Annotated in this window: 21 protein-coding genes and 1 tRNA gene; 2 read left to right on the top strand and 20 right to left on the bottom strand. The window is 49.7% G+C overall.

Translation table 11 applies throughout. The features are described from left to right. Window positions 1-73: 73 nt before the first annotated feature. From ACLTOQ_RS11900 to ACLTOQ_RS11870, 7 genes are all read right to left on the bottom strand, one after another. Window positions 74-1,324 (bottom strand): HlyC/CorC family transporter, encoded by a 1,251-nt coding sequence (locus ACLTOQ_RS11900; protein ID WP_021914630.1) that lies wholly within the window; start codon window positions 1,322-1,324, stop codon window positions 74-76. Between the two features lie 73 nt (window positions 1,325-1,397). Next, window positions 1,398-3,680 carry a hypothetical protein gene (locus ACLTOQ_RS11895; RefSeq protein WP_337598188.1) on the bottom strand — a complete coding sequence of 761 codons (2,283 nt, stop codon included), beginning with the start codon at window positions 3,678-3,680 and terminating at the stop codon, window positions 1,398-1,400. Continuing rightward, window positions 3,661-3,831: a hypothetical protein gene (locus ACLTOQ_RS11890; protein ID WP_412319516.1), complete on the bottom strand. Its 171-nt coding sequence runs from the start codon at window positions 3,829-3,831 to the stop codon at window positions 3,661-3,663. The genes ACLTOQ_RS11895 and ACLTOQ_RS11890 overlap by 20 nt, the downstream gene beginning before the upstream one ends. A gap of 382 nt (window positions 3,832-4,213) precedes the next feature. Further along, a complete protein-coding gene (locus ACLTOQ_RS11885; protein ID WP_021914632.1) occupies window positions 4,214-4,387 on the bottom strand; it encodes a DUF6472 family protein in 174 nt (57 codons plus the stop codon). Then, a complete protein-coding gene (locus tag ACLTOQ_RS11880) occupies window positions 4,374-4,832 on the bottom strand; it encodes a threonine/serine exporter family protein (protein WP_021914633.1) in 459 nt (152 codons plus the stop codon). Before ACLTOQ_RS11880 ends, ACLTOQ_RS11885 begins: the two co-directional genes overlap by 14 nt. After that, window positions 4,829-5,626: a threonine/serine exporter family protein gene (locus ACLTOQ_RS11875; protein ID WP_262585714.1), complete on the bottom strand. Its 798-nt coding sequence runs from the start codon at window positions 5,624-5,626 to the stop codon at window positions 4,829-4,831. Before ACLTOQ_RS11875 ends, ACLTOQ_RS11880 begins: the two co-directional genes overlap by 4 nt. Window positions 5,627-5,868: 242 nt before the next feature. After that, window positions 5,869-7,155 (bottom strand): aminotransferase class I/II-fold pyridoxal phosphate-dependent enzyme, encoded by a 1,287-nt coding sequence (locus tag ACLTOQ_RS11870; RefSeq protein WP_337562398.1) that lies wholly within the window; start codon window positions 7,153-7,155, stop codon window positions 5,869-5,871. A gap of 169 nt (window positions 7,156-7,324) precedes the next feature. On the opposite strand from ACLTOQ_RS11870, the gene ACLTOQ_RS11865 reads away from it, so the two are divergent. Then, window positions 7,325-7,397 (top strand) — tRNA-Thr (locus tag ACLTOQ_RS11865). Window positions 7,398-7,614: 217 nt separating this feature from the next. Here ACLTOQ_RS11865 and ACLTOQ_RS11860 read toward each other — a convergent pair. From ACLTOQ_RS11860 to glgB, 4 genes are all read right to left on the bottom strand, one after another. Next, complete coding sequence (locus tag ACLTOQ_RS11860; RefSeq protein WP_412319514.1) at window positions 7,615-9,510, bottom strand: ABC transporter ATP-binding protein; 1,896 nt, start codon at window positions 9,508-9,510, stop codon at window positions 7,615-7,617. Beyond that, window positions 9,500-11,245, bottom strand: a complete 1,746-nt coding sequence (locus ACLTOQ_RS11855; protein WP_412287212.1) for an ABC transporter ATP-binding protein — start codon at window positions 11,243-11,245, stop codon at window positions 9,500-9,502. The genes ACLTOQ_RS11860 and ACLTOQ_RS11855 overlap by 11 nt, the downstream gene beginning before the upstream one ends. A 199-nt stretch (window positions 11,246-11,444) precedes the next feature. Then, window positions 11,445-12,380 carry a mechanosensitive ion channel family protein gene (locus ACLTOQ_RS11850; RefSeq protein WP_412287213.1) on the bottom strand — a complete coding sequence of 312 codons (936 nt, stop codon included), beginning with the start codon at window positions 12,378-12,380 and terminating at the stop codon, window positions 11,445-11,447. Further along, entirely contained in the window at window positions 12,377-15,076 is a 2,700-nt protein-coding gene (gene glgB / locus ACLTOQ_RS11845; protein ID WP_412319513.1) for a 1,4-alpha-glucan branching protein GlgB, read from the bottom strand. The genes ACLTOQ_RS11850 and glgB overlap by 4 nt, the downstream gene beginning before the upstream one ends. Before the next feature lie 81 nt (window positions 15,077-15,157). On the opposite strand from glgB, the gene ACLTOQ_RS11840 reads away from it, so the two are divergent. Then, window positions 15,158-15,421: a hypothetical protein gene (locus tag ACLTOQ_RS11840; RefSeq protein WP_412287215.1), complete on the top strand. Its 264-nt coding sequence runs from the start codon at window positions 15,158-15,160 to the stop codon at window positions 15,419-15,421. A gap of 140 nt (window positions 15,422-15,561) precedes the next feature. Here ACLTOQ_RS11840 and ACLTOQ_RS11835 read toward each other — a convergent pair whose 3' ends face one another. The 9 genes from ACLTOQ_RS11835 to ACLTOQ_RS11795 all read right to left on the bottom strand — a co-directional run bounded on the left by ACLTOQ_RS11835 (window position 15,562) and on the right by ACLTOQ_RS11795 (window position 26,919). Beyond that, on the bottom strand, window positions 15,562-16,725 hold the full coding sequence (locus ACLTOQ_RS11835; protein WP_412319512.1) for a 3-phosphoglycerate dehydrogenase family protein: 1,164 nt from the start codon (window positions 16,723-16,725) through the stop codon (window positions 15,562-15,564). A gap of 18 nt (window positions 16,726-16,743) precedes the next feature. Then, window positions 16,744-17,826 carry a 3-phosphoserine/phosphohydroxythreonine transaminase gene (gene serC, locus ACLTOQ_RS11830; protein ID WP_118497209.1) on the bottom strand — a complete coding sequence of 361 codons (1,083 nt, stop codon included), beginning with the start codon at window positions 17,824-17,826 and terminating at the stop codon, window positions 16,744-16,746. A gap of 209 nt (window positions 17,827-18,035) precedes the next feature. Next, the gene (gene ilvB, locus ACLTOQ_RS11825) at window positions 18,036-19,712 is read right to left on the bottom strand and encodes a biosynthetic-type acetolactate synthase large subunit (RefSeq protein ID WP_412270459.1); all 1,677 of its coding nucleotides are present in this window, start codon (window positions 19,710-19,712) and stop codon (window positions 18,036-18,038) included. A 21-nt stretch (window positions 19,713-19,733) separates the two neighbouring features. Beyond that, entirely contained in the window at window positions 19,734-21,401 is a 1,668-nt protein-coding gene (ilvD, locus tag ACLTOQ_RS11820) for a dihydroxy-acid dehydratase (RefSeq protein WP_021914643.1), read from the bottom strand. Window positions 21,402-21,432: 31 nt separating this feature from the next. Next, window positions 21,433-22,515, bottom strand: coding sequence for a 3-isopropylmalate dehydrogenase (leuB, locus tag ACLTOQ_RS11815; RefSeq protein ID WP_412319511.1), 1,083 nt, complete (start codon window positions 22,513-22,515; stop codon window positions 21,433-21,435). Window positions 22,516-22,686: 171 nt separating this feature from the next. Beyond that, a complete protein-coding gene (locus ACLTOQ_RS11810; RefSeq protein ID WP_412319509.1) occupies window positions 22,687-24,087 on the bottom strand; it encodes a PTS transporter subunit EIIC in 1,401 nt (466 codons plus the stop codon). A gap of 151 nt (window positions 24,088-24,238) precedes the next feature. Further along, the gene (locus ACLTOQ_RS11805; protein WP_349174120.1) at window positions 24,239-25,273 is read right to left on the bottom strand and encodes a DUF4097 family beta strand repeat-containing protein; all 1,035 of its coding nucleotides are present in this window, start codon (window positions 25,271-25,273) and stop codon (window positions 24,239-24,241) included. Continuing rightward, window positions 25,263-25,826: a hypothetical protein gene (locus tag ACLTOQ_RS11800; RefSeq protein ID WP_349174118.1), complete on the bottom strand. Its 564-nt coding sequence runs from the start codon at window positions 25,824-25,826 to the stop codon at window positions 25,263-25,265. Before ACLTOQ_RS11800 ends, ACLTOQ_RS11805 begins: the two co-directional genes overlap by 11 nt. 103 nt (window positions 25,827-25,929) lie before the next feature. Next, on the bottom strand, window positions 25,930-26,919 hold the full coding sequence (locus tag ACLTOQ_RS11795) for a LacI family DNA-binding transcriptional regulator (protein ID WP_118497224.1): 990 nt from the start codon (window positions 26,917-26,919) through the stop codon (window positions 25,930-25,932). Between the last annotated feature and the right edge of the window lie 14 nt (window positions 26,920-26,933).

The raw sequence follows: 26,933 nt of genomic DNA, 5'->3' as shown, positions 1-26,933 counted from the left end.
TCTTTTTGCCGCGCACAGCGCTCCCTGTCAGAAAATCTCCTTCAGGAAGTCTCTTTTTGTGGGAAGCGCGTGTTTACTCCGTTTTCTCCTCTTCCGGCAGGATGACGTGCACGGATAATACTCGCTTTTCTTCCATCTCAGTTACTTCCACATGGGTACCTTTATAGTCGAAGTTGTCCCCAACCGCAGGGATTTTCTTTAACTGTTCCATAACCCAGCCGCCTACGGTCGCCGCCTCGGATTCATCCTCCTCATCCATCAGGTCGAAAAGCTTCTTCACGCTCGCCCGTCCGCTGAACTTATATTCGCGCTCAGAAATCTGCACGATCTCCTGAACGACCTCGTCGTGTTCGTCCCAGATTTCGCCCACCAGCTCTTCAAGGATATCCTCCAGCGTGATCAGGCCAACCGTCCCGCCGAATTCATCCAAAACGATCGCGATATGCAGTTTCTTTTTCTGAAGCTCCTGCATCAGCTCATCGATCTTCTGGTTTGCTGTCGTAAACAGTGCCGGACGCATCACTTCCCGGATGCTCGTATCCGTCCCGTAAACCCGATTATAAAAATCCTTATGGTACAAAATGCCGACGATATGATCCAATGTTTCTTCATAAACCGGAAGTCTGGAATAGCCGGTATTTGCAAATACTTCTGCAGCTTCCTCCTGGGTACTTTCCACAGGGATTCCTTCCATATCGATCCGTGGGGTCAGAATATCTCCCGCCTCCAGATCGTCAAAGCTCAATGCGCTGCGCAGAAGACTTCCTTCTTCTTTATCAATGCTTCCCTCTTCCTGCGCTTCCTCTACGATCGTAAACAGTTCTTCCGATGTAATACCCTGACTGCCGGACGTTTTAAACAGACAGGACAACAGCTTCTTCCACTGCCCGAACATCCAGTTGATCGGTGTCAGAACGATCCGAAGCCCATTGATCATCGGTGCGGAAAACATAGCGAATTTTTCCGGGGATTCTTTTGCGATGCTCTTTGGCGAAATTTCACCGAAAATCAATACCACAACGGTGATCACCAGCGTGGAAATTCCCGCGCCCATCTCTTCTCCAAGAAGCTTTACAAATAAAATTGTCGCCAGAGAAGAACATCCGATATTGACAATATTGTTACCGATCAGAATCGTCGACAACAGGCTGTCGTAGTTGTCAGAGAGCTGCAGCACCAGTGCTGCCCTCTTGTTTCCCTTTTCTGCCTGATTGCGGATTCTGACTCTGTTGATTGCTGAAAAAGCCGTCTCTGTTGCTGAAAAATATCCGGACAGGATGACACAGATAATAATAATCAGCAGCATGACTCCATTACTTCCCATGATATTATGATCTCCCTTTACTTTGGTTTAAACTTTACTTTAGCAGAAAGAGAGTCATTATGCAATTCTTTTATCAATTTTCGGATGCCTCAGATATTTTCTGACTGTCTGTAGCGGACGTGGCGGTTGTATTCACATTTTCTGTGCTGCCGTCTGACTTCGGTGTGTCTGCACTCTCCTCCCGCCGATCTACGTCTGCCCCTTTGGATGTGCCCACATTGTCTGTGCTGCTGTCTGACTTCGATGCACCTCCAGCTTCCTGGCGCCGGTCTGCATCTGCTGCAGCTTCGCCCTCGCTTTCCTGCCGCCGCTCTGCTTCTGTCTTTACTTCGCCTTCGCTTTCCTGGCGCCGGTCTGCTTCTGTCTTTACTTCGCCCTCGCTTTCCTGCCGCCGCTCTGCTTCTGCCGCAGCTTCCTCCTGACGTTTCCGCTCCGCCTCGGCTGCGATCTGCTCCGGTGCTGGCGGAATGTTGTCTGCGTCCGTTCCGATCTGTTCTGTTTCAGATGTATTGCTTCCAAGGGCAGGCTGCATCGAAAGGGCAAGTCTCACAAGCTCATCTCTGCACTGCTGTTCCTCCTGTGCTTTTACCTGCGCATGCGCCTGATCGTACACAATTTCCGCTCCGATGATCTGACCATCTGCCAAACCACAGGACGGTACATAGTAATCGGTTGAACCCGCCTGCTTGCTGCAGATCAGCACCCTTCTGGTCGCATTTGCAGGCTCCCCGCAGGTATAAATAAACCCCCAGTAAGGTTCCACGCCAGGAGCCCAGTCCACCCAGACCGGATAGCCAGAGCAGTCATCCCGGTGAACATGGTAGGATTCTTCTTTGTAACAGCCATCCTCCACGCTATGCACATGGCCATGTGTCCCGGTATAGCAACCCCCTGCCGTATCGCTCTTTTCCGTGTGCGGCTGGTTGCCGGAAACATCCACATGATAATGATACTGATAACGGATCGTACCCGGAATCTCTTCCACGCCAATGACGAGCTTCTGGTCAATGTTTAAAATTGCTTCCGCCAGCTGGGCAAATGTTGCGTCCTCGTTTGTGGAAACTCCTTTTGTGAGCAATGCGGACGCCAGCTTTTTCTTACCATTACTCACAGATGTAAAAACCTGATTCATATCCTGTTTCAGGCCGTTGTTTAACTCCTCCAGATAGGATTTCAACTCTTCCGTATTCTGTCCGGCAGATACATTCAGATCTCCGAACTGCTTGGCAAATGTCTGCTGCAGCGTCGTCAGGTTCGTCTGCATCCCGTTGTCCATCTCACCGATTCTCGTAAACAAGCTTTCCACATTTTTGCCAACGCCGTCAACGTTCTCATTCAGGCCGTTCACATTCTCGCTTAAACCGGAAATATTGTTGCCGAGCCCGGTCACGTTTTTGTCCAGTCCGCTTAAATTCTGGTCAACCCGGTTCATTCTGTTTTCCAGAAGGGCAGAAAGCTCCTGCACTCTCGTCTGCAGCTCTGCTGTCAGCGAACCAAAGGCAGCTGTAATCTGCACCATATCGGATTCCAGCATATTTTTTAAATTGCTCTCAACTAAAGCCAGACTTCTGATTGTTTCCTGTCTGCTTTCCTCAACCTCTTTTAACAGCTGCTTTTGTTGCTCGGTCAGCTGGGTCTGTTCCTGTGTCCAGAGTTCCCGGTTCTTCTCCTCTGTTGTGCGGACTTCCTGCACCAGATTTTTCAGGTTCTCATAAGAGGTGTTCAGGCGGTCCTCCAGCCTGGACACGGTCTGATTGACAGACTGCACCGACTCGTTGATTCTGTTGATCTCCGTTATGGATTCTTTGTGATCGGTATTGTCCTGTTTTTTCTGGGCATCCATTTCCTGCATGATTCTGGAAATTTCTTCCAACGTCTTTGTGACATCTGTATGGATACTCTCCATATCCGTCCGGATTTCATTTACCTTCGTATGGGTCGTTTTTTCCAGATCGGTCACTTTTCCGGTCATCCCGGACGCATTTTCTTCCAGCCTGTGCTGAATCGTTTCTACCTGCAGCAGACTTTCCTCGCGCTGCGCAAGCTGTGCATTGACCTCGTCAAGCTTTTTCTGATTGTCGGCAATATTCTGGTTTAACTGTTCCAGACTCGTTGCCGCCGATTCCATCTCTCCTTTCAGCGCGCTGCTCACACTGTTCTGCATTTCCTCCAGGGAAATGCTCTCGGTCTTTCCCGCCCTCTGCACGGAATAGCCGATTCCTGCACCGAGTAAAATCACGGCAATCGCCGTCATCGCAACGCCCGCTGCAGCTGCCTGTTTTTTCTGGGAATTTCTTTTTCTGCCTTTTTCCTCTGTTTCAGGGCGAAAGGTCTTTTTAGAATTGTTTGATTGCATGGGATTTTTCTCCTCCCACAAGACGACGTCCGACGGATGTATCGGAAGGATACGTCGAAAACAGCCGGACGAAATGACGTGAACCAACAGGGTAGAACTCAGGCTTGTCCCTCACCCGGTTTGCGCGTCCAAGGAGTGTCTGCTTTTGCATAAACCTCCTGTCTGACAGCAAAATCTGACTGTCTGTTTGATTTTTTAACTCTGGAAACTGTCGTTGAAAAACGAAAATCAATTTCTGAAAACAATAGCATCCCGTCCGGGGATCTTCTATTGTTTGAAAAAGACTGCAGACCCAATCGGCTATCTGCAAAAGAAATGGAACGTTTTCGTTCCGAAAGGATATTGCCTCCTGCTATTTCTGCATGGGGCGAACTTTCCGAGCTCCTGCTCTGTATGTGTCTGGATGATAGCACGAAAAAAGAGAACCCGTCAAGCGGATTCTCCAATTTTATAAATTGATTATAATTGGGATATAAAAATTTAATGAAAGCGAGTGACGTCCAGATTTAAAAAACGATATTTCCCATGCGCCGTCACATCTGGTGCCGCACAACACTGTATTCATCCCCGGAACGGTAATAGGGACAGGCATCAAACGTGCTGCTCAAAAATTTCAGCATCTCGTCCTCGTCCAGATCCATTTCGCAGATATAACATTCATAATCCTCATCATAGCTGTAATAAGCGCACGCTTCACAGTTTGTCATTTTTTCTGACCGCCTTTCCCTTGAAGAAACGCTGCGGAATTTCAAATACGAACACAATTCCAAGCACAATCGCAACCGCCGCCTTGAGGGCAGAAAATCCGCGGGTAGAAGCTTCGCCCAGCTGTCCCGTCACCAGGTAATAGCACGTCCAGTATATTCCGGCTCCCGGCACGAGCGGTAAAATGCCGCAGATTAAAAAAATCGTCACCGGGCAACGCTCCCGCACGGCAAAAAAACGGGACATCAGAATAACCAGCACTGTCGCCAAAAAGACAACGACCGCTTCCGACCAAAAGCCCGTCCGCATCCACAAAAAAACATAGACCGCCCAGCCGGACGCACCGATCAGACCGCAGTAGGGATAATATTTGGAAGGCACGCCAAATAACGCGCCGAACGCGACCGTGCCGATTCCAGCCGCAAGAATCTGAAGCAAATCCGTCACAGCATGACACCTCCCGTCAGATGATGATAAATGCTCAGCACACAGCCGACGCCTGCCGCCACAGACAAAAAAACAAGCACCGCGTCGATCATGCGGACGGTCCCGGAAATGTAATCGCCGTCCGCGATGTCCCGGATTCCGTTCGTAAATGCGAGTCCCGGCACGAGAGGCATGATGGAACCGCTGATCATATGGCTCATATCCATTCCGAACGGCATATGGATAAACAAAAGACTGCACACCGTAATAATGATTCCGCCGCCGATATTTTCCACAATTTTAGAGCATCTGCCGTTTAACCAAAGCAAATACAGATACAGCAGACACCCGATCACAAAGGCTGCGACACAGTCCTGCCACATTCCGCCGAACATCAGACAAAAACAGCCGCTGCCAAGACCGGACATCAGCACCAGCGCCCTTTTGGAAGCGCCCGGCGCATTTCGGATCTGTTCCAGCTTTTCCCGGATTTCCGGCAGTGTGTATTTTCCCTCTTCTATTTCCCGTGAGAGCTGATTGACCGCCGCAACCCGATGAAGCTGTGCACCGCGAACTGGAATATGCTCCACCCGGGCAAAGCGTTTTTCATGCTCATCTCCGGACGTCAGAAAAATGCCGTTACTGAGTACAAAGGCGTTTTCTGACTGTACGCCGAAATGATGACAGATCCGGTCGATCGTCTCTTCCACACGGAATATTTCCGCGCCGTTTTCCAGCAAAATATGCCCTGCTGTCATCGCTGCGTCCAGCACATCCCGCTGATCCAGCTTTATTGTCTGTTCCTCCTGTGACATCCTGATCCCCCTACAAAAACTCTGGTTCATGACAATAGAATGCTCGCAGAGTGTGCATTCTATTGTTGCTTTTGCAGCCATCTACCCTTGCGCCGAGTGCACATCCTCGCGAAGCGTTTTAATCGTATAGAAACAAAGTTTCCTATATGATAAAAATGCGCGCCCAGCTGCTACAATCTCAGGCGCGCATCATTATTCATGGCAATAGAAGCCTCATGCACCGTGCATTCTATTGTGCTATTTTACATGTTTTCCAGAAGCTTGTCTACACTTACCAGCTTTACACACAGAACAAACAGCTCCGTTGCCTGAACCAGCTCGTCGATCGGAGGGAAGGAAGGGGCGATACGGATGTTGGAGTCATGAGGATCCTTCTTATAAGGGTAGGTTGCCCCGGCACCGGTCATGACAACTCCGGCTTCCTTTGCTTTTGCAACGATCGCCTTTGCACAGCCGTCCAGAGATTCAAAGGAAATAAAGTAGCCGCCGTGAGGCTTTGTCCAGGTACCGATCTCCAGATCCCCCAGCTCTCTGTCGAGGATTTCCAGTACTGCTTCAAATTTGGGACGCAGAATCTCTGCATGCTTTTTCATCTGCGTCTCGATGCCGTGGATATCTTTAAAGTAACGCACATGACGCAGCTGATTTAACTTATCGTGACCGATCGTCTGAATCGTCAGATGTGTTCTTAAATCATCCAGGTTTGCCTTGGAAGCAGAAATTGCAGCGACGCCGGAACCGGGGAAGCTGATTTTACTGGTGGAGCTGAATTTATAAACCATATCCGGGTTGCCAGCCTTTTCACACTCGGAAAGCAGCTCCAGGATAACATCCTGAGGCTCGTCATACAGATGATGTACGTTGTAAGCATTGTCCCAGAAAATACGGAAATCCTTTGCCGCAGGCTTTAAGGCAGCGAATCTGCGGACAGTTTCGTCAGAGTAGGTGTAGCCCTGTGGGTTGGAATACTTCGGTACGCACCAGATACCCTTAATGGCTTCATCCTCGCTGACCAGCTTTTCCACCAGATCCATATCCGGGCCCTGGGGAGTCATCGGAACATTGATCATCTCTACGCCAAAATATTCTGTAATCGAAAAATGACGGTCATAGCCTGGAACCGGGCAGAGGAATTTTACCTTGTCTAACTTATGCCAGGGAGTCATCCCCATAATACCGTGGGTGAATGCATGGCTCACTACATCGAACATTACATTCAGACTGGAGTTGCCGTAGATAATGATATTATCTGCAGGCACTTCGATCAGTTCTCCCAACAGACGCTTTGCTTCCGGGATGCCATCCATAACACCATAGTTACGGCAATCAATTCCTGCCTCACACTTCAGATCTGTAAAGCTGTCCAGTACATCCATCATACCCATGGAAAGATCCAGCTGCGCTGCGCTCGGTTTACCGCGGGACATATCCAGTTTCAGTCCTTTACCCTGGAACTCCTTATACTGAGCCTCCAGCTGACTCTTTTCCTGCAGTAACTCTTCTTTGCTTCTGTCTTTATAAGCTGTCATGCTTCCTCCCATTCTGCCGCGTAACCGGCCTTTCATTTACGAGTTTATTTACTTTTTTACTCTTCCTTACATTATCCACAATTCAGAAATGCTGTCAAGACGAAACTTTTTTCAAAAAAGACTTGCCAAACCGATGAAACATCAGTATAATATCTATTGTTGGAGTTCTGCCGGAATAGCGCAGTTGGTAGCGCAACTGATTCGTAATCAGTAGGTCGAGGGTTCGAGTCCCTTTTCCGGCTTTTCTTTATAGGAATTTTAATTCATGACAATAGAATGCACGCTCTGCGAGCATTCTATTGTTTAAGGCACTGGTATTCCAGTGCCTTTTTGTTTTCCCAATTCACTTGTAGCTGTCCGCGAACAGATTTTATGCTCGCATAAAAATCTGTTTACAGACAGCTACAAAGGGAGCGCTATTTCATGCGCAAAAGAAGCTGCGCAGTCTCATACTACACTTTATTCCAGCTCGAATGCGCCGGTATAAAGCTGATAATACTTTCCTTTCTGCGCGATCAGCTCATCATGGCTGCCGCGCTCGATAATCCGTCCATGCTCGAGAACCATGATCACATCGGAATTCCGAACTGTGGACAGTCTGTGTGCGATAACGAATACGGTTCGTCCGTGCATCAGCGCATCCATACCTTTCTGCACAATCGCCTCTGTTCTGGTATCGATCGAAGATGTCGCCTCGTCCATAATCATAACCGGCGGATCTGCAACTGCAGCACGCGCAATCGAAATCAGCTGTCTCTGTCCCTGGGACAGATTCGATCCGTTACCGTCGATTACCGTCTGGTAGCCTTCGGGCAGACGTGTGATGAAATCATGCGCACCCGCAAGCCTTGCAGCCCTGATACACTCTTCATCTGTCGCATCCAGCTTGCCATAGCGGATATTTTCCATGACAGTTCCGGTAAAGAGCACCGTATCCTGCAGAATAATGCCAAGAGAACGGCGCAGATCCGCTTTTTTTATCTTGTTGATATTAATTCCGTCATAACGGATTTTGCCGTCCGCGATATCATAAAACCGGTTGATCAGGTTTGTGATCGTCGTCTTTCCGGCGCCGGTCGCGCCTACAAACGCCACCTTCTGTCCGGGCTCTGCGTACAGACTGACATCATGCAGGACGATTTTATCCGGATTGTAACCAAAATCCACATCCTTCAGGCGCACGTCGCCCGTCAGACGCGTATAGGTCACACTGCCGTCCGCGCTGTGCGGATGCTTCCATGCCCAGATATCTGTACGCTCGCTGCATTCGACCAGTTCACCATTTTCTTCTTTTGCATTGACCAGGGTTACATAGCCATCGTCTGTCTCCGGCTCTTCATCCAGCAGGCTGAAAATACGATCTGCCCCCGCAAGACCCATGACAACTGAGTTGACCTGATTGGACACCTGTCCGATATTGCCGCAGAACTGTCTTGTCATATTCAAAAAAGGTACGGTAATACTGATGGAAAGTGCCATGCCTGACAAACTCAAGTTCGGTGCGCCGGACAATAACAACATGCCGCCAGCAAGCGCTACGACAACATAAAGGATATTGCCCATATTCATCAGAATCGGCATCAGCATGTTCGCATAACGGTTTGCCTGACAGGACATTTCAAACAGCTCGTCGTTGACCCGGTCAAAATCCTTTTTTGTCTCGGACTCATGACTGAACACCTTGACAACCTTCTGTCCGTTCATGATCTCTTCCACAAAGCCCTCTGTCTTGCCGACTGCGATCTGCTGCTTTAAGAAAAAATGTGCCGAGCTGCTGCCGACCTTTTTGGTAACGACAAACATCAGTGCAACGCCACAGAGCACGACCAAAAGCAGCCACATGCTGTAATACAGCATGATGGAAAAAATCGTAACCACGGTGATACAGGAAATCAACAGCTGCGGAATACTCTGAGAAATCAGCTGGCGCAGCGTGTCGATATCGTTAGTATAATAGCTCATGATATCGCCGTGGTTATGTGTATCAAAATACTTGATCGGCAAATCCTGCATGCGGTTGAACATCTTTTCCCGCATCTTCTTCAGGGAGCCCTGCGTGATAATCGCCATTCCATAGGAATACGCATAGCCTGCTGCCAGAGACAGCGCATACAGTACAACCAGGATGAGGACCAGTCTGGTCACCGTCGGCGCTGCCGCCGCCCAGTCCTTCGTCTGCCAGTACTGCTCGACCACTGCGATGATATTCTGCTGAAAAATAGCGGGAATCGAGCTGATCAGCGCATTCAGTACGATGCAGACCAAAACTAACGGCAGAAGTACCGGATAAAACTCGAACAGCATCCTGATCAGACGCTTCATCGTTCCTTTTTTCGCCTGTCCCTTATTTTTCATCAGAATCACCTCCCTTGTTCTGGGAAGTATATACTTCCCGGTAAATCTCGCTCGTCTTGAGAAGCTCTTCATGGGTGCCGATATTGCAGATCGTACCGCCGTCCATGACCAGAATCCGATCCGCATCCTGCACGGAGGAAATTCTCTGTGCGATGATAATCTTGGTCGTTTCCGGAATGTACTCACGCAGCGCCTTGCGGATCTGTGCGTCCGTCTTGGTATCCACCGCACTGGTCGAATCGTCGAGAATCAGGATCTTCGGCTTCTTTAACAGCGCTCTTGCGATACAAAGTCTCTGCTTCTGACCGCCGGACACATTGCTGCCTCCCTGTTCGATATGCGTATCGTATTGATCCGGGAACTGCATGATAAATTCATCCGCCCGCGCCAGACAGCATGCTTCCTTTAATTCCTCATCCGTCGCGTTCTGGTTGCCCCAGCGCAGGTTTTCCTTGATCGTTCCGGAAAACAGAATATTTTTCTGTAATACAACTGCTACCTGGTTGCGCAGCGCTTCCAGATCATATTCTCTGACGTCTTTTCCGCCAACCTTTACAACGCCCTCTGTCGCGTCATAAAGTCTGGAAATCAGTTGGATCAGGGAAGACTTCGAAGAACCGGTACCACCGATAATTCCAATCGTCTCCCCGGAACGGATATGCAGATCGATATCGGCAAGCGCCATCTTCTCCGCCTGCAGAGAATATTTGAAGCTGACATGGTCGAAATCGATCGAACCATCTGCCACTTCCTCCACCGGGTCTGCAGGACTTGTCAGCGTACTGTCCTCTTTTAACACTTCCACGATTCGCTGTGCGGATTCCGCAGCCATCGTCACCATGACAAATACCATCGAGAACATCATCAGGCTATTTAATATCTGGAAGCTGTATACTAAAAGGGCAGAAAACTGTCCGACGTCCAGATCCAGACCACCGCTCGTGATGATCGTATAAGAACCAAAGGACAGGACAAAAATCATAACCACATACAGGCAAAACTGCATCAGAGGGCTGTTGATCGCCAGAATCTTCTCCGCGCGGGTGAAATCCTGACAAACCTCTTCTGCCGCATGATGGAATTTTTCTTTTTCGTACTCCTCGCGCACAAAGGATTTTACCACGCGCATGCCCTTGACATTTTCCTGAATCGAATTGTTCAGAGCGTCGTACTTACGGAATACCCGTTTAAACAGCGGGCCTACCTTATGGATCACGGCAAACAGTCCGATCCCCAGAATCGGGATGACCACCAGGAAGATCAGCGCCATCTTTCCGCCCATAATAAACGCCATCGTAAAGGAAAAGATCAACATCAGCGGGCTGCGGATCGCAAGTCGGATCAGCATCATAAATGCCAGCTGGACGTTCATAACGTCCGTCGTCATTCTCGTCACTAAAGACGAGGTAGAAAATTTGTCGATGTTTTCAAAGGAAAAATCCTGAATCCGGTAAAACATATCCTTGCGCAGGTTTTTGGCGAATCCGCAGGACGCGGACGCGCAGACCGAACCGGCTCCGGCTCCGAATGCGAGGGACATAAGCGCCATCACCACCAGAATCAGACCATACCGTGAAATGACGCCCATACCGCTTCCGGCTTTGATTTCATTGACCAGCTGAGCGACTACAAACGGGATGATACATTCCATGACCACTTCCAGAGATACCAGAATCGGTGTCAGGATCGAATCGCGCTTGTATTCCCTGATCGACTTCATCAGTTCTTTTATCATACTTTTTACGTTTGTCTCCTTTCATCTGTGAAATTGCCCGTTCAAACGAGCTTTGTATCCACCTTTTGCCCCGGCAGGCTATGTATACGCTCAAGCCGGTGCGTAAAGAGGAAAAAAAGCGGCGGGCGATAAGGCTCGCACGCCGACTTTTTCTGCTCTATGCAGATATGGAATAATTATACATGGATTTTCTTGTAAGTCAAGTCCCGGACTCCAGATGTACATCCATCTGCGGATACGGAATGCGGATGCCCGCTTCATCGAAGCCGTATTTGATATCCTCCAGCATCGTATAGCGCGCCTGCCAGTAGTTTTCCTTCTTCGCCCAGAATTTCACAACAAGGACAACACTGCTGTCTGCCAGTTCGTCTACGTTGACTGTGATCTCCCGTTCCGGAAGCACATACGGGTTTTTCTTCGCAATTTCCTGCACTGCTTTCCGTGCGCTGCGGATATCAGAATCATACGAAATTCCGACTTTCAAATCCACACGCCGTTCCGCCTCATCCGTCACGTTCGTCAGGCTGCTGTTTGCGAGGTTTCCGTTCGGGATCAGAATAATCTGATTATCATAGGTTGCAAGCTTCGTATAAAAGACAGATATCTGCTGAACAATCCCTTCGTTACCTCCCCCTTCGATGATATAATCTCCGACATGAAACGGCTTCAGCATCATGATCAGGATTCCGCCAATACAGTTACTTAAGCTTCCCTGGATCGCCAGACCGATCGTTACGCCGACCGAACCGATCACCGTCGCAATGCTTGCTGCCTCCACACCAAACAGCTGCAGAATCATGAACACCAGAATCGTATACGAAACAAACTTAATCGAGGAGTCCAGAAACTGCGCCGCTTCCTCCGACGCGCTGGAACGCTCCATCGCCCGTCTGAAAAAATGCCGGATCATCGCAATCAGTCTGCTGCCGATCACAAACAGGATGAGCGCCAGCACCGTGCGGACGCCAAGCCCCAGAAGCTTGTCCGGCAGCTCGTTTAAGTAGCGTTCCAGCAGGCTCAGCTGTTTTTCCATATCCTTTAAGGATTCGTCCGGTGCAAGGCTTTCTATCTCCTCGCCTGTCAGCGTCACAGAGGATGTCAAAAATGCTGCGCCGGACATCAGCACCTTCCTCATGCTTTGGTTCCTTTCGTCACTTTCGCGGAAGAGGTAGACTTCTTAGCTACAGACGCAAGCTTCTTAGCCGTCGGCTCTTTCGGTGCGACAGCCTTCGCGGTCGCTGTCTTTTTGCGGGTCGTGCGGCGTGCAGGCTTTTCTTTTTCTTTTCCCTCAAGAATCGCGCTGTCCGCCTGCTCTGCCTTTTCGGTCAGCTCTTCCTTCAGGGTTTTCTTTTTCATGGCAGCTGCTTTCTTCGCAGCCTCTTCCACCGCTTTTTTGGCAGCAGCCGTTTTTCTTACGACCTCTTCTGCTGCCTGCCTTGCCACCGCTTCCTTTTCAGCTGCCTCTTCTGCAGCTTTTCTCGCAGCTTCTTCCTTCTTTGCAGCCTCCTCCGCTGCTTTTTTAGCGATTGCTTCTTTTTTCGCAGCTTCCTCTGTAGCTTTTCTCGCAGCCTCTTCCGCCGCATTTTGGGCAGCCTCGGCGATCTTTCTGCGCTCTTCTTTTTCTTCGTCCGTGTAAGGCGTATAGGCAAAAATGCTCACAGACAGCGGCGCCTGATGCATCAGGATCGAATTTTCCCTGCCGTCGGATGCGACTTCTTCCGCTTCCAGTACATAGGAGTTAATTCTTCCTTTTCCGCCAAAGGCGATATCGTCAGAGTTTAAAACTTCCGTATATTTTCCTTCAAAAGGTACACCCACCCGATACTCCGGTCTGTCCACATTTGCAAAGTTCAGGCATACCAAAAGCGTCTCTTCCTCTTTGTCGCTCTTTCTCAGATAGGAAAGCGTGCATTCGTTTGCATCAATGCAGTCAATCCATTCGAAGCCGTCCCAGCTGTCGTCTTCCGCATACAGCGCAGGGTTTTTACGATACAGCTCATTTAACCGCTTCACAAACCGGCGTATCTGCTCATGATAATCATATTTTAGCAGTTCCCATTCCACGCCCCGCTCTTCGTTCCACTCGTCGTACTCTGCGATATCCTGTCCCATAAACAAAAGCTTCTTGCCCGGATGCGTCATCATATAACCGTAGCCTGCGCGCAGGTTCGCGAATTTGTCCGCTTCCTCTCCCGGCATCTTGCTAAGCATCGACGCTTTGCCGTGAACAACCTCGTCATGGGATAACACGAGCATGAACTTTTCGGAATACGCATAAACCATCGAAAACGTCAGATCGTTGTGATGATACGCACGGAAATATGGGTCATACTGCATGTAGTCGAGGAAATCGTTCATCCAGCCCATATTCCATTTCATCGTAAAGCCAAGACCACCATCGTTTAAATCGCCCGTCACCTTCGGCCATGCTGTGGATTCCTCCGCGATCGTAACCGCGCCCCTGCCGCGTTTTTGAATCATGCTGTTTGTATGCTTTAAAAATTCGATCGCTTCCAGATTTTCATTGCCGCCGTACATGTTGGCAATCCATTCGCCATCCTGCTTTCCGTAATCGAGATACAGCATTGAAGCGACCGCGTCCATCCGGATTCCGTCTGCATGGAACTGCTCCACCCAGTAAAGCGCATTGGCAATCAGGTAGTTGCTTACCTGCGGTCTGCCGTAATTATAGATCAGCGTTCCCCAATGCGGATGCGCCCCCTGTCTCGGGTCTTTGTGCTCATACAGGCATGTCCCGTCGAACCCGGACAGTCCATAAGCATCTCTCGGAAAATGGGCCGGAACCCAGTCCAGAATCACGCCGATTCCTGCTTTGTGCAGCTCGTTGACAAAATACATAAAATCCTGTGGTGTGCCATAACGTGCAGTCGGCGCATAATAGCCGATGACCTGATAGCCCCAGGATCCATCCAGCGGGTGCTCCATAACCGGCATCAGCTCCACATGGGTATAGCCCATTTCCTTCACATAGGAAATAACCTTCGGTGCAAACTCCCGATAGTTATAATATCTGCGGCCATCCTCGGGCTTTGCAAAGGAGCCCAGATACATTTCATAAACGCTCATCGGCTCTTTTTCAGGACAGCTTTTTTCTCGTGCCAAGATCCATGCTTCATCTTCCCAGGCAAAGCCATCGATGTTGCGAACAACAGATGCCGTGTCCGGGCGGAGCTGTTGTCCAAACGCATAGGGATCTGCCTTCAGGTAAGTCAGACCGCCCTTTAATTTCAGCTCAAACTTATAATTCTCGCCCTCTCTAACTCCGGGAATAAAAATTTCAAAAATACCGGAATCCCACAGGCGGCGCATCTGATGTCTGCGTCCATCCCAATGGTTAAAATCTCCCACAACACTGACCCGCAGCGCATTCGGTGCCCAGACTGCAAAATGCACGCCCTGGGTTTTGTCGATGGTCATCATATGCGCACCAAGGATACGGTAAGCTTCATAATGGATTCCTGCCGCAAACCGCGCCGTATCCTCTTTGGTAATGACCGGAGCAAACCGATAGGGATCTTCAAATTCTTCTGTTGTGCCATCTTCCAAAGAAGCCTTTAATGTATAGCTTCCGATTTCCTTACCGCCAACCAGTGCGGCATAATAGCCAGCCTCGTCCGCCTGCTCCATTTCCACGGTCTTTTGACCGGGCAGCTTCAGTTCCATCGAAACAGCGCCCGGATAAAATGCCTGCACCACCGTCGCATTGCCTTCCCGGTGCGGTCCCAAAAGCCGGTGCGGATCGTCCTCCTCAGAATAAATAATTGCCTCTATTTCAGGCCAGTTCATCAGCCTATACAGTTTTTCGTTCATTCGATACCCTCCTGCCTGACGCTTTTGCCGCGCTCCTCTTATTTTTATTTTACCCTTCCCGGGCACAATAGGCAAGGGAAAATGTCTAAGCGGTGTACTGCACGGCAGTCCCCCGCGATTTCCCTGATGATCATCTGCATCATGTGTCCGATCATGAGTCTCGTCGCTACCCTGCTGTTCAAGGAGCCCAGCTTCGGCACATGGGCGCACACCTTTGGCTGCAACCTGCCGATGGCATTTTTCTGGCAGATGTTCTACTGCGGACCGCTCTCCCGCCTGATTTTCCGCACCCTGTTTAAAAAACAGCTGGCAGCACAGAACACACCGGCACAGGGACAGAAATAAATATCTTGTGCAAACGCAGCACGGATCGCACGCTCAAACACAGAATATACCCACAGTACCATACAGAAAAGACCCCGAAGACTGGCACCATACTGCCTTTCTCCGGGGTCTGTGACTCTCCGTTACAGAACGCCTGCGTTTTACTTCACCACCCGCACGCGGAACACGCCGTCGATCGTCTTTAACTGATTGACAATACTGCCGCTTACGGGGGACTCCAGGTCGACCATCGTATATGCAACATCGCCTTTGGATTTGTTCATCATATTTGCGATGTTTAAGTTGTTCCAGCCGAGGACGGAGGAGAACTTCGCGATCATGTTTGCGATATTCTTATGGAAAATCACGACTCTACTTTCTGCCGTGCACACACCCATATCGCAGTCCGGGAAGTTGACGCTGTGGAGAATATTTCCGTTTTCGAGATATTCCTGCAGCTGTCTGACTGCCATAACCGCACAGTTTTCTTCCGACTCCTCGGTCGAAGCGCCCAGATGCGGGATGACGATGCAGCCCGGCTTTCCTGCCGTGACCGGATTCGGGAAATCCGAAACGTAGCGGCGGATTTTTCCGGCGGTAATTCCGTCTAACACAGCTTCTTCATCCACCAGCAGATCTCTTGCAAAGTTTAACAAAATCACGCCGTCCTTCATCCGGGAGATAGCTTCTGCGCTGATCATATTTTTTGTGCTGTCCATCAGTGGCACATGGATTGTGATATAATCGCACTGCTCATAGATTTCATTGACATCCAGCACATGTCTGACGTCGCGGCTTAACTTCCACGCCGCATCGACCGATACATACGGATCATAGCCGAGCACTTCCATTCCGAGATGACGCGCCACGTTAGCAACCTTGACGCCGATCGCACCCAGTCCGATGATACCGAGGCGCTTGCCCATCACCTCTGTACCGGCAAACTTCTTCTTCGCTTTCTCCGCATCCTTCGCAATATTTTCATCTTCCTGATTTTCTTTCACCCAGTTGATGCCCGATACGACGTCACGGCTTGCTAAAAGCATTCCGGCAATGACCAGCTCTTTTACGCCGTTTGCGTTTGCACCCGGTGTATTGAACACGACGATACCTTTTTCCGCGCATTTCTCCAGCGGGATATTGTTGACGCCAGCTCCTGCTCTTGCAACCGCTAAAAGTCCATCCGGCAGCTCCATATCATGCATCGATGCGCTTCGAACCAGGATGCCTTCTGCTTCTGTAATTTCGTCTGTTTTGATATAATTTTTCGAAAAATTATCGAGTCCGACCTGTGCGATCGGATTCATGCAATAATAATTTCTCATTGAAACCTCCCACTCTGCTTACTGATTCTGCGCTTCAAACTCTTTCATAAAGGCAACCAGCTTTTCCACGCCCTCCATCGGCATTGCATTGTAAATGCTTGCGCGCATGCCGCCGACGCTTCTGTGTCCCTTTAAGTTCTCCAGACCGTTTTTCTTTGCCTCTGCAACAAATTTTGCATCCAGATCGGCATTGCCTGTGATAAACGGAACGTTCATCAACGAACGGTCTTCCTTGCGGACGGTGCCTTTGAACAGCTTGCTTTCATCCAGGAAATCATACAGAATTTTCGCTTTTTTCTCGTTGTATTCTTTCATTGCTTCCAGACCGCCGCGCTTTTGCAGCCACTTAAATACTTTGCCGCAGATGTAAATTCCGTATGCCGGAGGCGTGTTGTAAAGAGATTTCGCATCCGCATGAATTTTATATTTTAACATGGTGGGCGTGCCGGGCAGCACATCTTCTGTAATCAGGTCTTCCCGGATAATTGCGATAACTACGCCGGCAGGTCCAATATTCTTCTGAACGCCACCGTAAATCATGCCATATTTGGTCACATCAACCGGCTCGGATAAGAAGCAGGAGGAAACATCCGCAACAAGGGGTTTTCCCTTTGTATTCGGAAGCGTTTTGAATTTGGTTCCGTAAATGGTGTTATTTTCACAAATATATACATAATCCGCGTCCGGGTCGATCGGCAGATCGGAGCAGTCCGGAATATAGGAAAAGGTCTGATCCTCGGAGGATGCAACCGCATTTGCCTTTCCGTAAATGGAAGCCTCTTTCCACGCCTTTTTCGCCCACTGTCCGGTTATGATGTAATCCGCTACGCGGTTTTTCATCAGGTTCATCGGAATCATCGCAAACTGCTGGCTTGCGCCACCCTGTAAAAACAGCACTTTATAGTTATCGGGGATTCCCATCAGCTGACGTAAATCAGCCTCCGCCTCATCGATGATTTTCTGATAGGTACCGGAACGATGGCTCATCTCCATAACTGACATTCCACAGCCTCTGTAATCAAGCATTTCGTCTGCTGCTTCCTGCAGCACTTCTTCCGGCAGGACAGCCGGGCCTGCACTGAAATTGTACACTCTGGACATTTTTACCTCTCATTCCGCCGCCTGTGCGGCACTTGAATTTTCTAAAAAGCCGATCTGCCCGTTCTAATCAAACATGTGTTTTTGTGATACGGACATTTGGATTAAAAAAAATGATATCGAATACCGCTCATGCCTGAATAAAAATACGGATACCGACCTTTCGGTCTATTGTACCCGTATTTTTCACTTTAGTCAACTACTACGTTAATTTATTTGCTTGCAAGGTCATCCCCATCGAAAACCTCGCTGATCGCTGCACCCGCTGGAACCATCGGAAATACCTTATCGTCTTCAGGAATTCTGCAGTCGATGACAACCGGCTTCTGAAGTGCGATTGCCTTTTCAATTGCCGGAGCAACCTCCTCCTTCGCAGTGACGCGGATTGCCGCGCATCCCAATCCTTCTGCTACCTTGCAGTAATCCACTGCATCCTCCAGAACCGTCTGGGAATAGCGTTTTCCATAAAAGAGCGTCTGCCACTGGCGCACCATGCCCAGAACATGATTGTTGATGATGATCTGGATGATCGGAATCTGATATCTGCTGGCTGTTGCAAGCTCAATCAGGTTCATACGGAAGCATCCGTCTCCGCCGATATTAACGCAGATTTTGTCCGGGCAGCCTGTTTTCGCGCCGATGCATGCCCCGATACCGTAGCCCATCGTGCCAAGACCGCCGGAGGACAAAAACGTGCGGGGCTTCGTATAATGATAATACTGCGCCGCCCACATCTGATGCTGTCCGACGTCGGTTGTGATAATTGCATTGCCTTTCGTAATGCGGTCTAATTCTTCTATAATATAAGGGCAGCTCAACTGGCTGTCGTCATATTTGAGCGGATACTTTTCTTTTAATTCCAGAATATGCGCCGTCCACTCCGGATGATGCATCTGTTCCATCCGTGCGATCAGCTTTGTCAAAACATCCTTCAGATCTCCGACAATGGACACGTCCGCATGGATATTTTTATTGATCTCAGCAGCATCAATATCGATATGCAGGATCTTTGCATTCTTTGCAAATAAGGATGCATTGCCGATGACACGGTCAGAAAATCTCGCGCCCAGTGCCACCAGAAGGTCACATTCGCTCACTCCGAGGTTGGAGGTCTTTGTGCCGTGCATACCGATCATACCGGTATAGAGCGGATCGTAACCGTCATATGCCCCCTTTCCCATCAGGGTATCACAGACCGGAGAATCCAGTTTTTTGGCAAAGGCACGCACCTCTTCTGAAGCGCCAGAAAGAATTGCTCCGCCGCCCAGGTAAATATAGGGTTTTTTCGCCTTGGAAATCACTTCCAGCGCGGCATCTAGATCTTCCTGCGTGTAATGTCCGGCACGTTCAACTGATTCCGGCTCTTTGGGTGTATATTCACAGCTCGCTGCCGTTACATCTTTGGTAATATCTACCAGTACCGGTCCGGGTCTGCCGGATTTTGCAATGTGAAATGCCTTGCGCAGCGTATCTGCCAGAATATTGACATCTTTTACAATGTAACCGTGTTTGGTGATCGGCATCGTCACGCCTGCGATATCGACCTCCTGGAAGGAATCTTTTCCCAGAAGCGGCAGCGTTACATTACAGGTAATCGCTACCATCGGAACGGAATCCATGTACGCGGTCGCAATGCCGGTAACCAGATTCGTCGCGCCGGGACCACTGGTCGCCATACACACACCAACTTTTCCGGTTGCACGCGCATAGCCATCTGCTGCATGTGCAGCACCCTGTTCATGAGATGTCAGCACATGGAAAATCTCATCGCTATGATTGTATAACGCATCATATACATTCAAAATGGAGCCGCCCGGATATCCGAACACAACATCCACGCCCTGTTCTTTTAAACACTCTATGACGATTTCAGCACCTGTACGAACCATATCGTCCTCCCCTTTTTATCCTTATTTCTTAATTTCGAGTACAGCGCCTCTGTTTCCGCTGGTTACCATTTCCCGGTAACGTGCAAGATATCCGGTGGTTACCTTCGGCTCTCTGGGCTGCCATTTTGCCCTTCTCTCTGCCAGCACTTCATCCGAAACCTTCATATCCAGACGATTTTCCGGAATATTGATGCTGATGATATCGCCCTCTTCTACCAGCGCGATGGGACCGCCGACAGCAGCCTCCGGGGAAACATGACCAATCGACGCACCTCTGGATGCGCCGGAGAAACGACCGTCCGTAATCAGCGCAACACTGGAACCAAGACCCATACCTGCGATTGCAGAAGTCGGATTCAGCATTTCTCTCATGCCGGGGCCGCCTTTGGGTCCCTCGTAACGGATCACAACGACATCGCCGGGAACAATCTTGCCGCCCTTGATCGCAGCAATTGCGTCCTCTTCGCAGTCAAATACCCTTGCAGGGCCTTCATGAACCATCATTTCCGGTACAACAGCGCTTCTCTTTACAACACCGGTATCCGGAGCCAGGTTGCCTTTGAGTACAGCGATACCGCCTGTCTCAGAATAGGGATTTTCAATCGGACGAATCACTTCGGGATTGCGGTTTACACAGGCTTCGATATTTTCGCCGACGGTCTTTCCGGTTACCGTCATCAGGTCTGTCTTTAACAGTCCCTTCTTATTTAATTCATTCATAACTGCGTATACGCCGCCAGCCTCATTTAAGTCTTCAATGTAAGTCGGACCTGCAGGTGCCAGATGACACAGGTTCGGTGTATGGGAAGAAATTTCATTTGCGATTTCCATGTTCAGCTCTACGCCTGCCTCATGCGCGATTGCAGGCAGATGCAGCATGGAGTTTGTAGAACAGCCGAGCGCCATATCGACGGTCAGGGCGTTTAAGAACGCATCCTTTGTCATGATGTCGCGGGGCTTGATATCCTTGCGAACCAGCTCCATAATCTGCATACCGGCATGCTTTGCCAGCTGGATACGTGCAGAATATACTGCCGGAATTGTGCCGTTGCCCTTTAAGCCCATGCCCAGCGCCTCTGTCAGACAGTTCATGGAGTTTGCGGTGTACATACCGGAACAGGAACCGCAGGTCGGACATACTTTTTCTTCGTATTCCTGCAGCTCTTCCAGCGACATGGTGCCTGCTGCCACGGAGCCTACTGCTTCAAACATAGAAGATAAGCTTCTCTTTCTGCCGTGCAGATGTCCTGCCAGCATTGGACCGCCGGAAACAAAAATCGTCGGGATATTCAGTCTTGCCGCTGCCATCAAAAGACCGGGCACATTTTTATCACAGTTAGGGATACATACCAGACCATCGAACTGATGTGCCATCGCCATACACTCGGTGCTGTCGCAGATCAGGTCTCTGGTTACGAGGGAATATTTCATGCCGACATGTCCCATCGCGATACCATCGCAGACTGCGATTGCCGGGAATACAACCGGGGTGCCTCCAGCCATCGCGACGCCGAGCTTGACCGCTTCTGTAATTTTATCCAGGTTCATATGTCCGGGCACGATTTCGTTATAGGAGTTTACGATACCGATCAGCGGTCTGTTCTTTTCCTCCTCTGTCATTCCCAGTGCATTCATCAGACTTCTGTGCGGTGCCTGCTGGACGCCTTTTGTTACATTATCACTTCTCATTTGTTCGTTCCTCGCATTCTGTTATCAAAAATCAAATCCGCTCTGCAAGCAGATCGCCCATCTTGCTGCATCCAACTAATGTACACCCTACGGCCATAATATCTCCGGTGCGATAGCCCTCTGCCAGAACCTTGCGAACCGCTTCTTCCACTGCTTCTGCCTCTTTATCCAGATCAAAGGTGTAACGCAGCATCATGGCAGCACTCAGCACAGTTGCAATGGGATTTGCGAGATCTTTGCCCGCGATATCCGGCGCACTGCCGTGACTGGGCTCATATAAGCCGAACTTTGTATCGTTTAAGCTTGCGGAAGACAGCATACCGATCGAGCCGGTCACCATGCTCGCTTCATCCGAAAGAATATCGCCAAACATATTTTCGGTCAGGATCACATCGAACTGCGCCGGATCTTTGACCAGCTGCATCGCACAGTTGTCCACGAGCATATGAGACAGCTCCACATCAGGATAATCCTTTGCCACCTCTTCCACCACGCTTCTCCACAGTCTCGAGGAATCCAGCACGTTTGCCTTGTCCACGCTCGTCACTTTGCCTTTTCTCTTGCGCGCTACATCAAACGCCTTGATCGCGATTCGGCGGATTTCCTCTTCGGTGTAGGTCAGGGTATCGACTGCCTTGCGCACGCCGTTTTCTGTCGTCGTATGGCGCTCGCCAAAATACAGACCGCCGGTCAGCTCTCTCATAATCAGCATGTCAAAGCCTGCCTGGCTAATTTCTTCTTTTAACGGGCACGCGCCTGCAAGCTGCGGATACAAATAAGCCGGTCTTAAATTTGCAAATAAGTTGAGTGCTTTGCGGATCTTCAACAGACCTGCTTCCGGACGCTTTTCCGGAGGGAGCTTGTACCAGGGGGAGGTGTTGGTATCTCCGCCGATCGAACCCATCAGAACCGCATCTGCCGCCTTCGCTGTCGCAATCGCCTCATCTGTCAGCGGTACGCCGTGCACATCAATCGATGCACCGCCCATCAAAATCTCCTTGCGCTCTATTTCATGGCCGAATTTCTTTGCCACCTGATCCAGTACTTTATTCGCCTGTGCTACAATTTCCGGTCCGATTCCATCGCCCGGAATACATGCAATCTGTAATTTCATCGAGCTGTTCCTCCAATACTGCGCCCAATTGTAATTGAGCTGTTCTTTCTAAGTTTAACGTAACACTGTATATTTTTCAATAAAAACAGGAAAAAAGCCATATCGGTTTGATATGGCTTTTATAACTTGAAGGAATGAATTTCGTGTTTTCCATTCTTTTCGGATATAGGTTTACTGCTTTCGTGCGGCGGTTTTCTCGCCAGGCGCTTTCTCATCATGATACAGCACCCATGAAATCACGAAGCTGACCACAAACGCTACCGCAATCACAAGGGTATATTGCAGCGTATCATCCGTCGTAATCAGATATCCGAACAGTCCGGTTACGCCATAAGCTGTCGCTCCGATGCCTGTCCATCCGGCAATCAGTGCACCGCAGGCCCCTCCGATCATTCCTGCCACAAACGGTTTCATGTAACGGATATTGACACCAAAAATTGCAGGCTCGGTGATGCCTAAAAATGCGGACAGCGAAGACGGCAGCGCAAGGGCCTTTACCTTGCTGTTTTTGGTTTTTAATGCCAGAGCAAGCGCCGCTGCACCCTGACCGACATTGGCTGCCGTCGCAATTGGCATCCACGTATTTAATCCGCTTTTTGAAATCAGTCCCGCTTCCAGCGCGCTATACATATGATGTACACCCGCTACAACCGTCGGCGCATAGACCGCGCCGCACAGTGCCGCACCGATTCCAAAGGGAAGCGTAATCAGCCACTGAGCGCCTTCCAGTACGCCGTTTTCCACCCAGGAAAAAACAGGTCCGAAAATTGTCAGGGTCAAATACCCCGTTACAAGCACCGTCACAAGCGGTGTCACAAACAGGTCGATAATTTCCGGAACGATCTTGTGCAGTTTCTTTTCCAGCATGCTCATAAACCATACTGCGATCACAACCGGAATGACATGTCCCTGATAGCCGACAAGCTCGATCTGATATAACCCGAACCATGCATTCAATTTAGGAATACTTTCTGCATCTACAACACTCCATGCATTCATCAAATCCGGATGAATCATGATCATACCGATAACTGCACCAAGATACAGATTTCCGCCAAATACCTTTGCCGCGCTGATCGCGATCAGGATCGGCAGAAAAACAAATGCCGCATTCGAAAACAGGTGAAGGATCGTATATGTACCGGACTGCTCCATTGCAGGATAAACCTCACAAAGTCCTTCCAGAATCCCCACCAGCAGACCGCTCGCTACGATCGCCGGAATGATCGGAATAAATACATCTCCCAATGTCTTTACTGCACGCCTCCAAAGGCTCGTCTTTGTGCTTGCTGCCTGTCGGACTTCTTCCCTGGAAAATGCGCTGATGCCCGCGATCTGGATAAATTCGTCGTAAACCTTGTTGACCGTTCCTGTCCCGAAAATAATCTGCAGCTGTCCGGACGCGAAAAAGACTCCCTTCACACCGTCGATTGCTTCGATTGCTTCCTTGCTGCACTTGTCATTGTCTCCGATGACCAGACGCAGTCGCGTCGCACAGTGCTCAGCGCTGATGATATTTTTCCTGCCTCCTATGTTGTCACAGATCTGCTGTGCTGTTTTCCTGTAATCCATGGTAACCCCCGCCCTCTGTTTTCACGACATTTTGTAAATTCACGTTTTCGCCAAAAAGAGTATACATCTTTTCAGGCAACTTATACAAGCAGCTCCGACAATCCTTTTTTTAGATTGCCGGAGCTGTCTCTACGTCTTTATGAAATTGAAATCACTCCTCTTCGTCTACAGATTTTGTTTCTGCAACTGTTTCTTCCAAAGTGCTTTGCGCAACATTCTCCCGGATTTTGATATCGCCGTTTTCTGCGGATACCCGGATGACAGCACTGCCGGGTGCCTGTTTTCTGTACTCTGCTGCGTCTCCGTTCTCATTTTCCATCATCTCATATCCCGAAAAATGAATTTCACCATATTCTGTGCGAAGATCATATCCATATGCATCCGCCTTCTGCATTTCGTATATGTTCGTATCCCCGTAACTGTTTTTTACGTCCAGCGTGCCCTGCGTTCCTGCAAAAACAGTTACCGAACCATTCTCCGCTTCCAAAGACGCCTGTGTGCTTTCGATACAGCCAATGTTCAGATCTCCATACAGACCGGTGATCTCTACCTTATTACCGGTCAGATTTCCGGTCTTGATGTCACCGTCTTCGTCGTAAATACTCAGGTCAATTCCGTTCCAGTCCTCCATTTTAATCTCACCATAGCTCGTCTTTACAGAAAGCTTCTCTGCAGAAAGATTCGCTGCAAGATCGATATCCCACGGTGCATCGACCGAAACCTCTTTCAACCTGGCACCCTTCGGCACTGTGATTTTCACATAAGGATCATCCTGCCGCCGTTCTCCTTCTTCTCCCCAGAGCCGGAAATACCACCGATTTCCTTCCTGCGTTTCCCCGAAATCGCCTTCTTTCACTATGAGTGTTCCATTCTCCACCTGGCACACCGGTTCTTCCCGATCGCCTGCCAGAAGATATTCAACACTATAAGAATCGCCTTCCTCCAAAGAAAACTCTCCGTATTTCAGATCCACCTCAATTTTTTCAAACGCTGCCAGCTGCTTCTGTCCGGCATAATCCTGTACCGTCTCCGGGCAGGCTGTTGTCTCTTTCAAATGAATTCCTTCGTTATCCAGATAAAACACCGGGCTTCCTCCCATCGCAATCCCAATGCCAATACAGATGCCGCCTGCTGCCAACAGACCTGTCGAGATCAGAAGCGTCTTTTTCAATGTTTTATTTTTCATCGCTGTCCGTCTCCTTTCTCTCCAGCAGGTGAAATCCGTTGCTGTCCGTTTCAGCAGCAGATGTGCCCGTCATCTGTTCGCCGGGCGCTGCCTCAGGTTCCGGCTCTGCGCTGCCGGCTTTTTTCTTTCCGCCAGCCTTGCTGCGGATCCATAAAATTCCTTTCCAGATCAGCCACACCAGTCCGATCAGCAATGCTGTGCCCAGGATTGCTGAGCCTGTCATCATAAAGCCGCTGCCCAGAATCGCAAAGCCGCTGCCAACCGCATGAAACATCGAAACAATTCCTGTCCCGATGAAAAACAGTCCGCCCAGAAGCAGTGCTGCCAGCACAAGGATCATTCCGATGCCGCAGGCTGCACTGCAGGCCAACAGACCGAGCACGCAGGCACCCAGTGCTACTGCAATGCCGACTACAGCGGCAAGCAGTCCGAGCCCTACCGGGACCACCACCGGCAGGGCACATAATCCGAGGAGGATCACCAGCACGATCTGCCAGGGCTTCCAGTTTGATTTTTGCTGTGTTACAGATTGTTTTGTTTTTGTTTCGTTCATTGCTATTCCTCGCTTTCTCTTTCTGAGTACAAGCATACCGACACAACAAAAAAAGCTCCCGCAAAAACTGTGGAAGCTTTTCCAAAACAATTCTTAAATTTTTCTAAATCGCAGTTTGGCGCGTCGTCCCTCTCTCCTCTGTACGAAAACCCATTTTAATTTCTTTTCCCGCAGGATTTCCATTCATCAGCTCCAGCAAAAGCCGCGCCGCCTCCTGTCCGCTGGTCTGGTAAAAAAAGTGCACGCTGGAAAGCTTCGGCGCAACGATCCGCCCGGAAACCGTGTCGCCCACGCCGGAAATCGCAACCTGCTGCGGAATCCGGATCTGATGCTCCTGCAGCCAGCCAAGCGCGCCGAGCGCTACAGAATCCGTTGCCCCAAATACTGCATCAATCTCCGGATGCCGCTCCCATAAGCGTCCCATTGCCTCATAGCCGTCCTCAACAGAAAAAGCACTTTCCTCATAAAAGCTGTTGTCCCAGTCTATTCCCTTTTCTTCCAGAACATCCAAAAATCCACGGAAACGTTCTTCCCCGGCTGCATGATCTCGCTTCGTCACACCAAGACACGCCGGATGCTTCGCATCCTTTAACATCATACGCGCGGATTCCTTTGCTGCAAGATAATCATCCTGATAGACGCAGCTGTAGCCTTCCAGCTTCTGTCCCAGCACCACGACCGGAACCTGCAGCGCGCGCAGTGCACGCTTGTGCGCCGGTGTGAAAATCGTCCCGATCAGGATAATCCCGTCCACCTGATTTTCGGAAAAGAGCTTTAAATACTCCACTTCCTCGCGTTCCTGGTTTTCCGTGTTTGCCAAAAGCAGCCAGAAGCCCGCCTGCTTTAGCTCCTTGCTGATCCCGGAGATCATCCCGCTGATGGATTCGGAATTGATCTTCGGGATAATCACACCGATCTGCTTCGTCTTTTTGGTACGCAGCATCTGTGCCTGCGCAGACGGTTTATAACCTGTCTCCTCGATCACCCTGCGGATCTGCTCCCGCTTTTCTGCACTGACATAGCCATCGTTAAAGTAACGGGAAACGGTGGCCCGGGAGACATTTGCCAACTTTGCAATTTCATTTATGTTCATTTCAAAAAATCCAT

This window comes from Gallintestinimicrobium sp. (genome assembly GCF_046968865.1).
GTDB lineage: Bacteria > Bacillota > Clostridia > Lachnospirales > Lachnospiraceae > Gallintestinimicrobium > Gallintestinimicrobium propionicum.
This window is presented reverse-complemented; position numbering and strand designations above follow the sequence as displayed.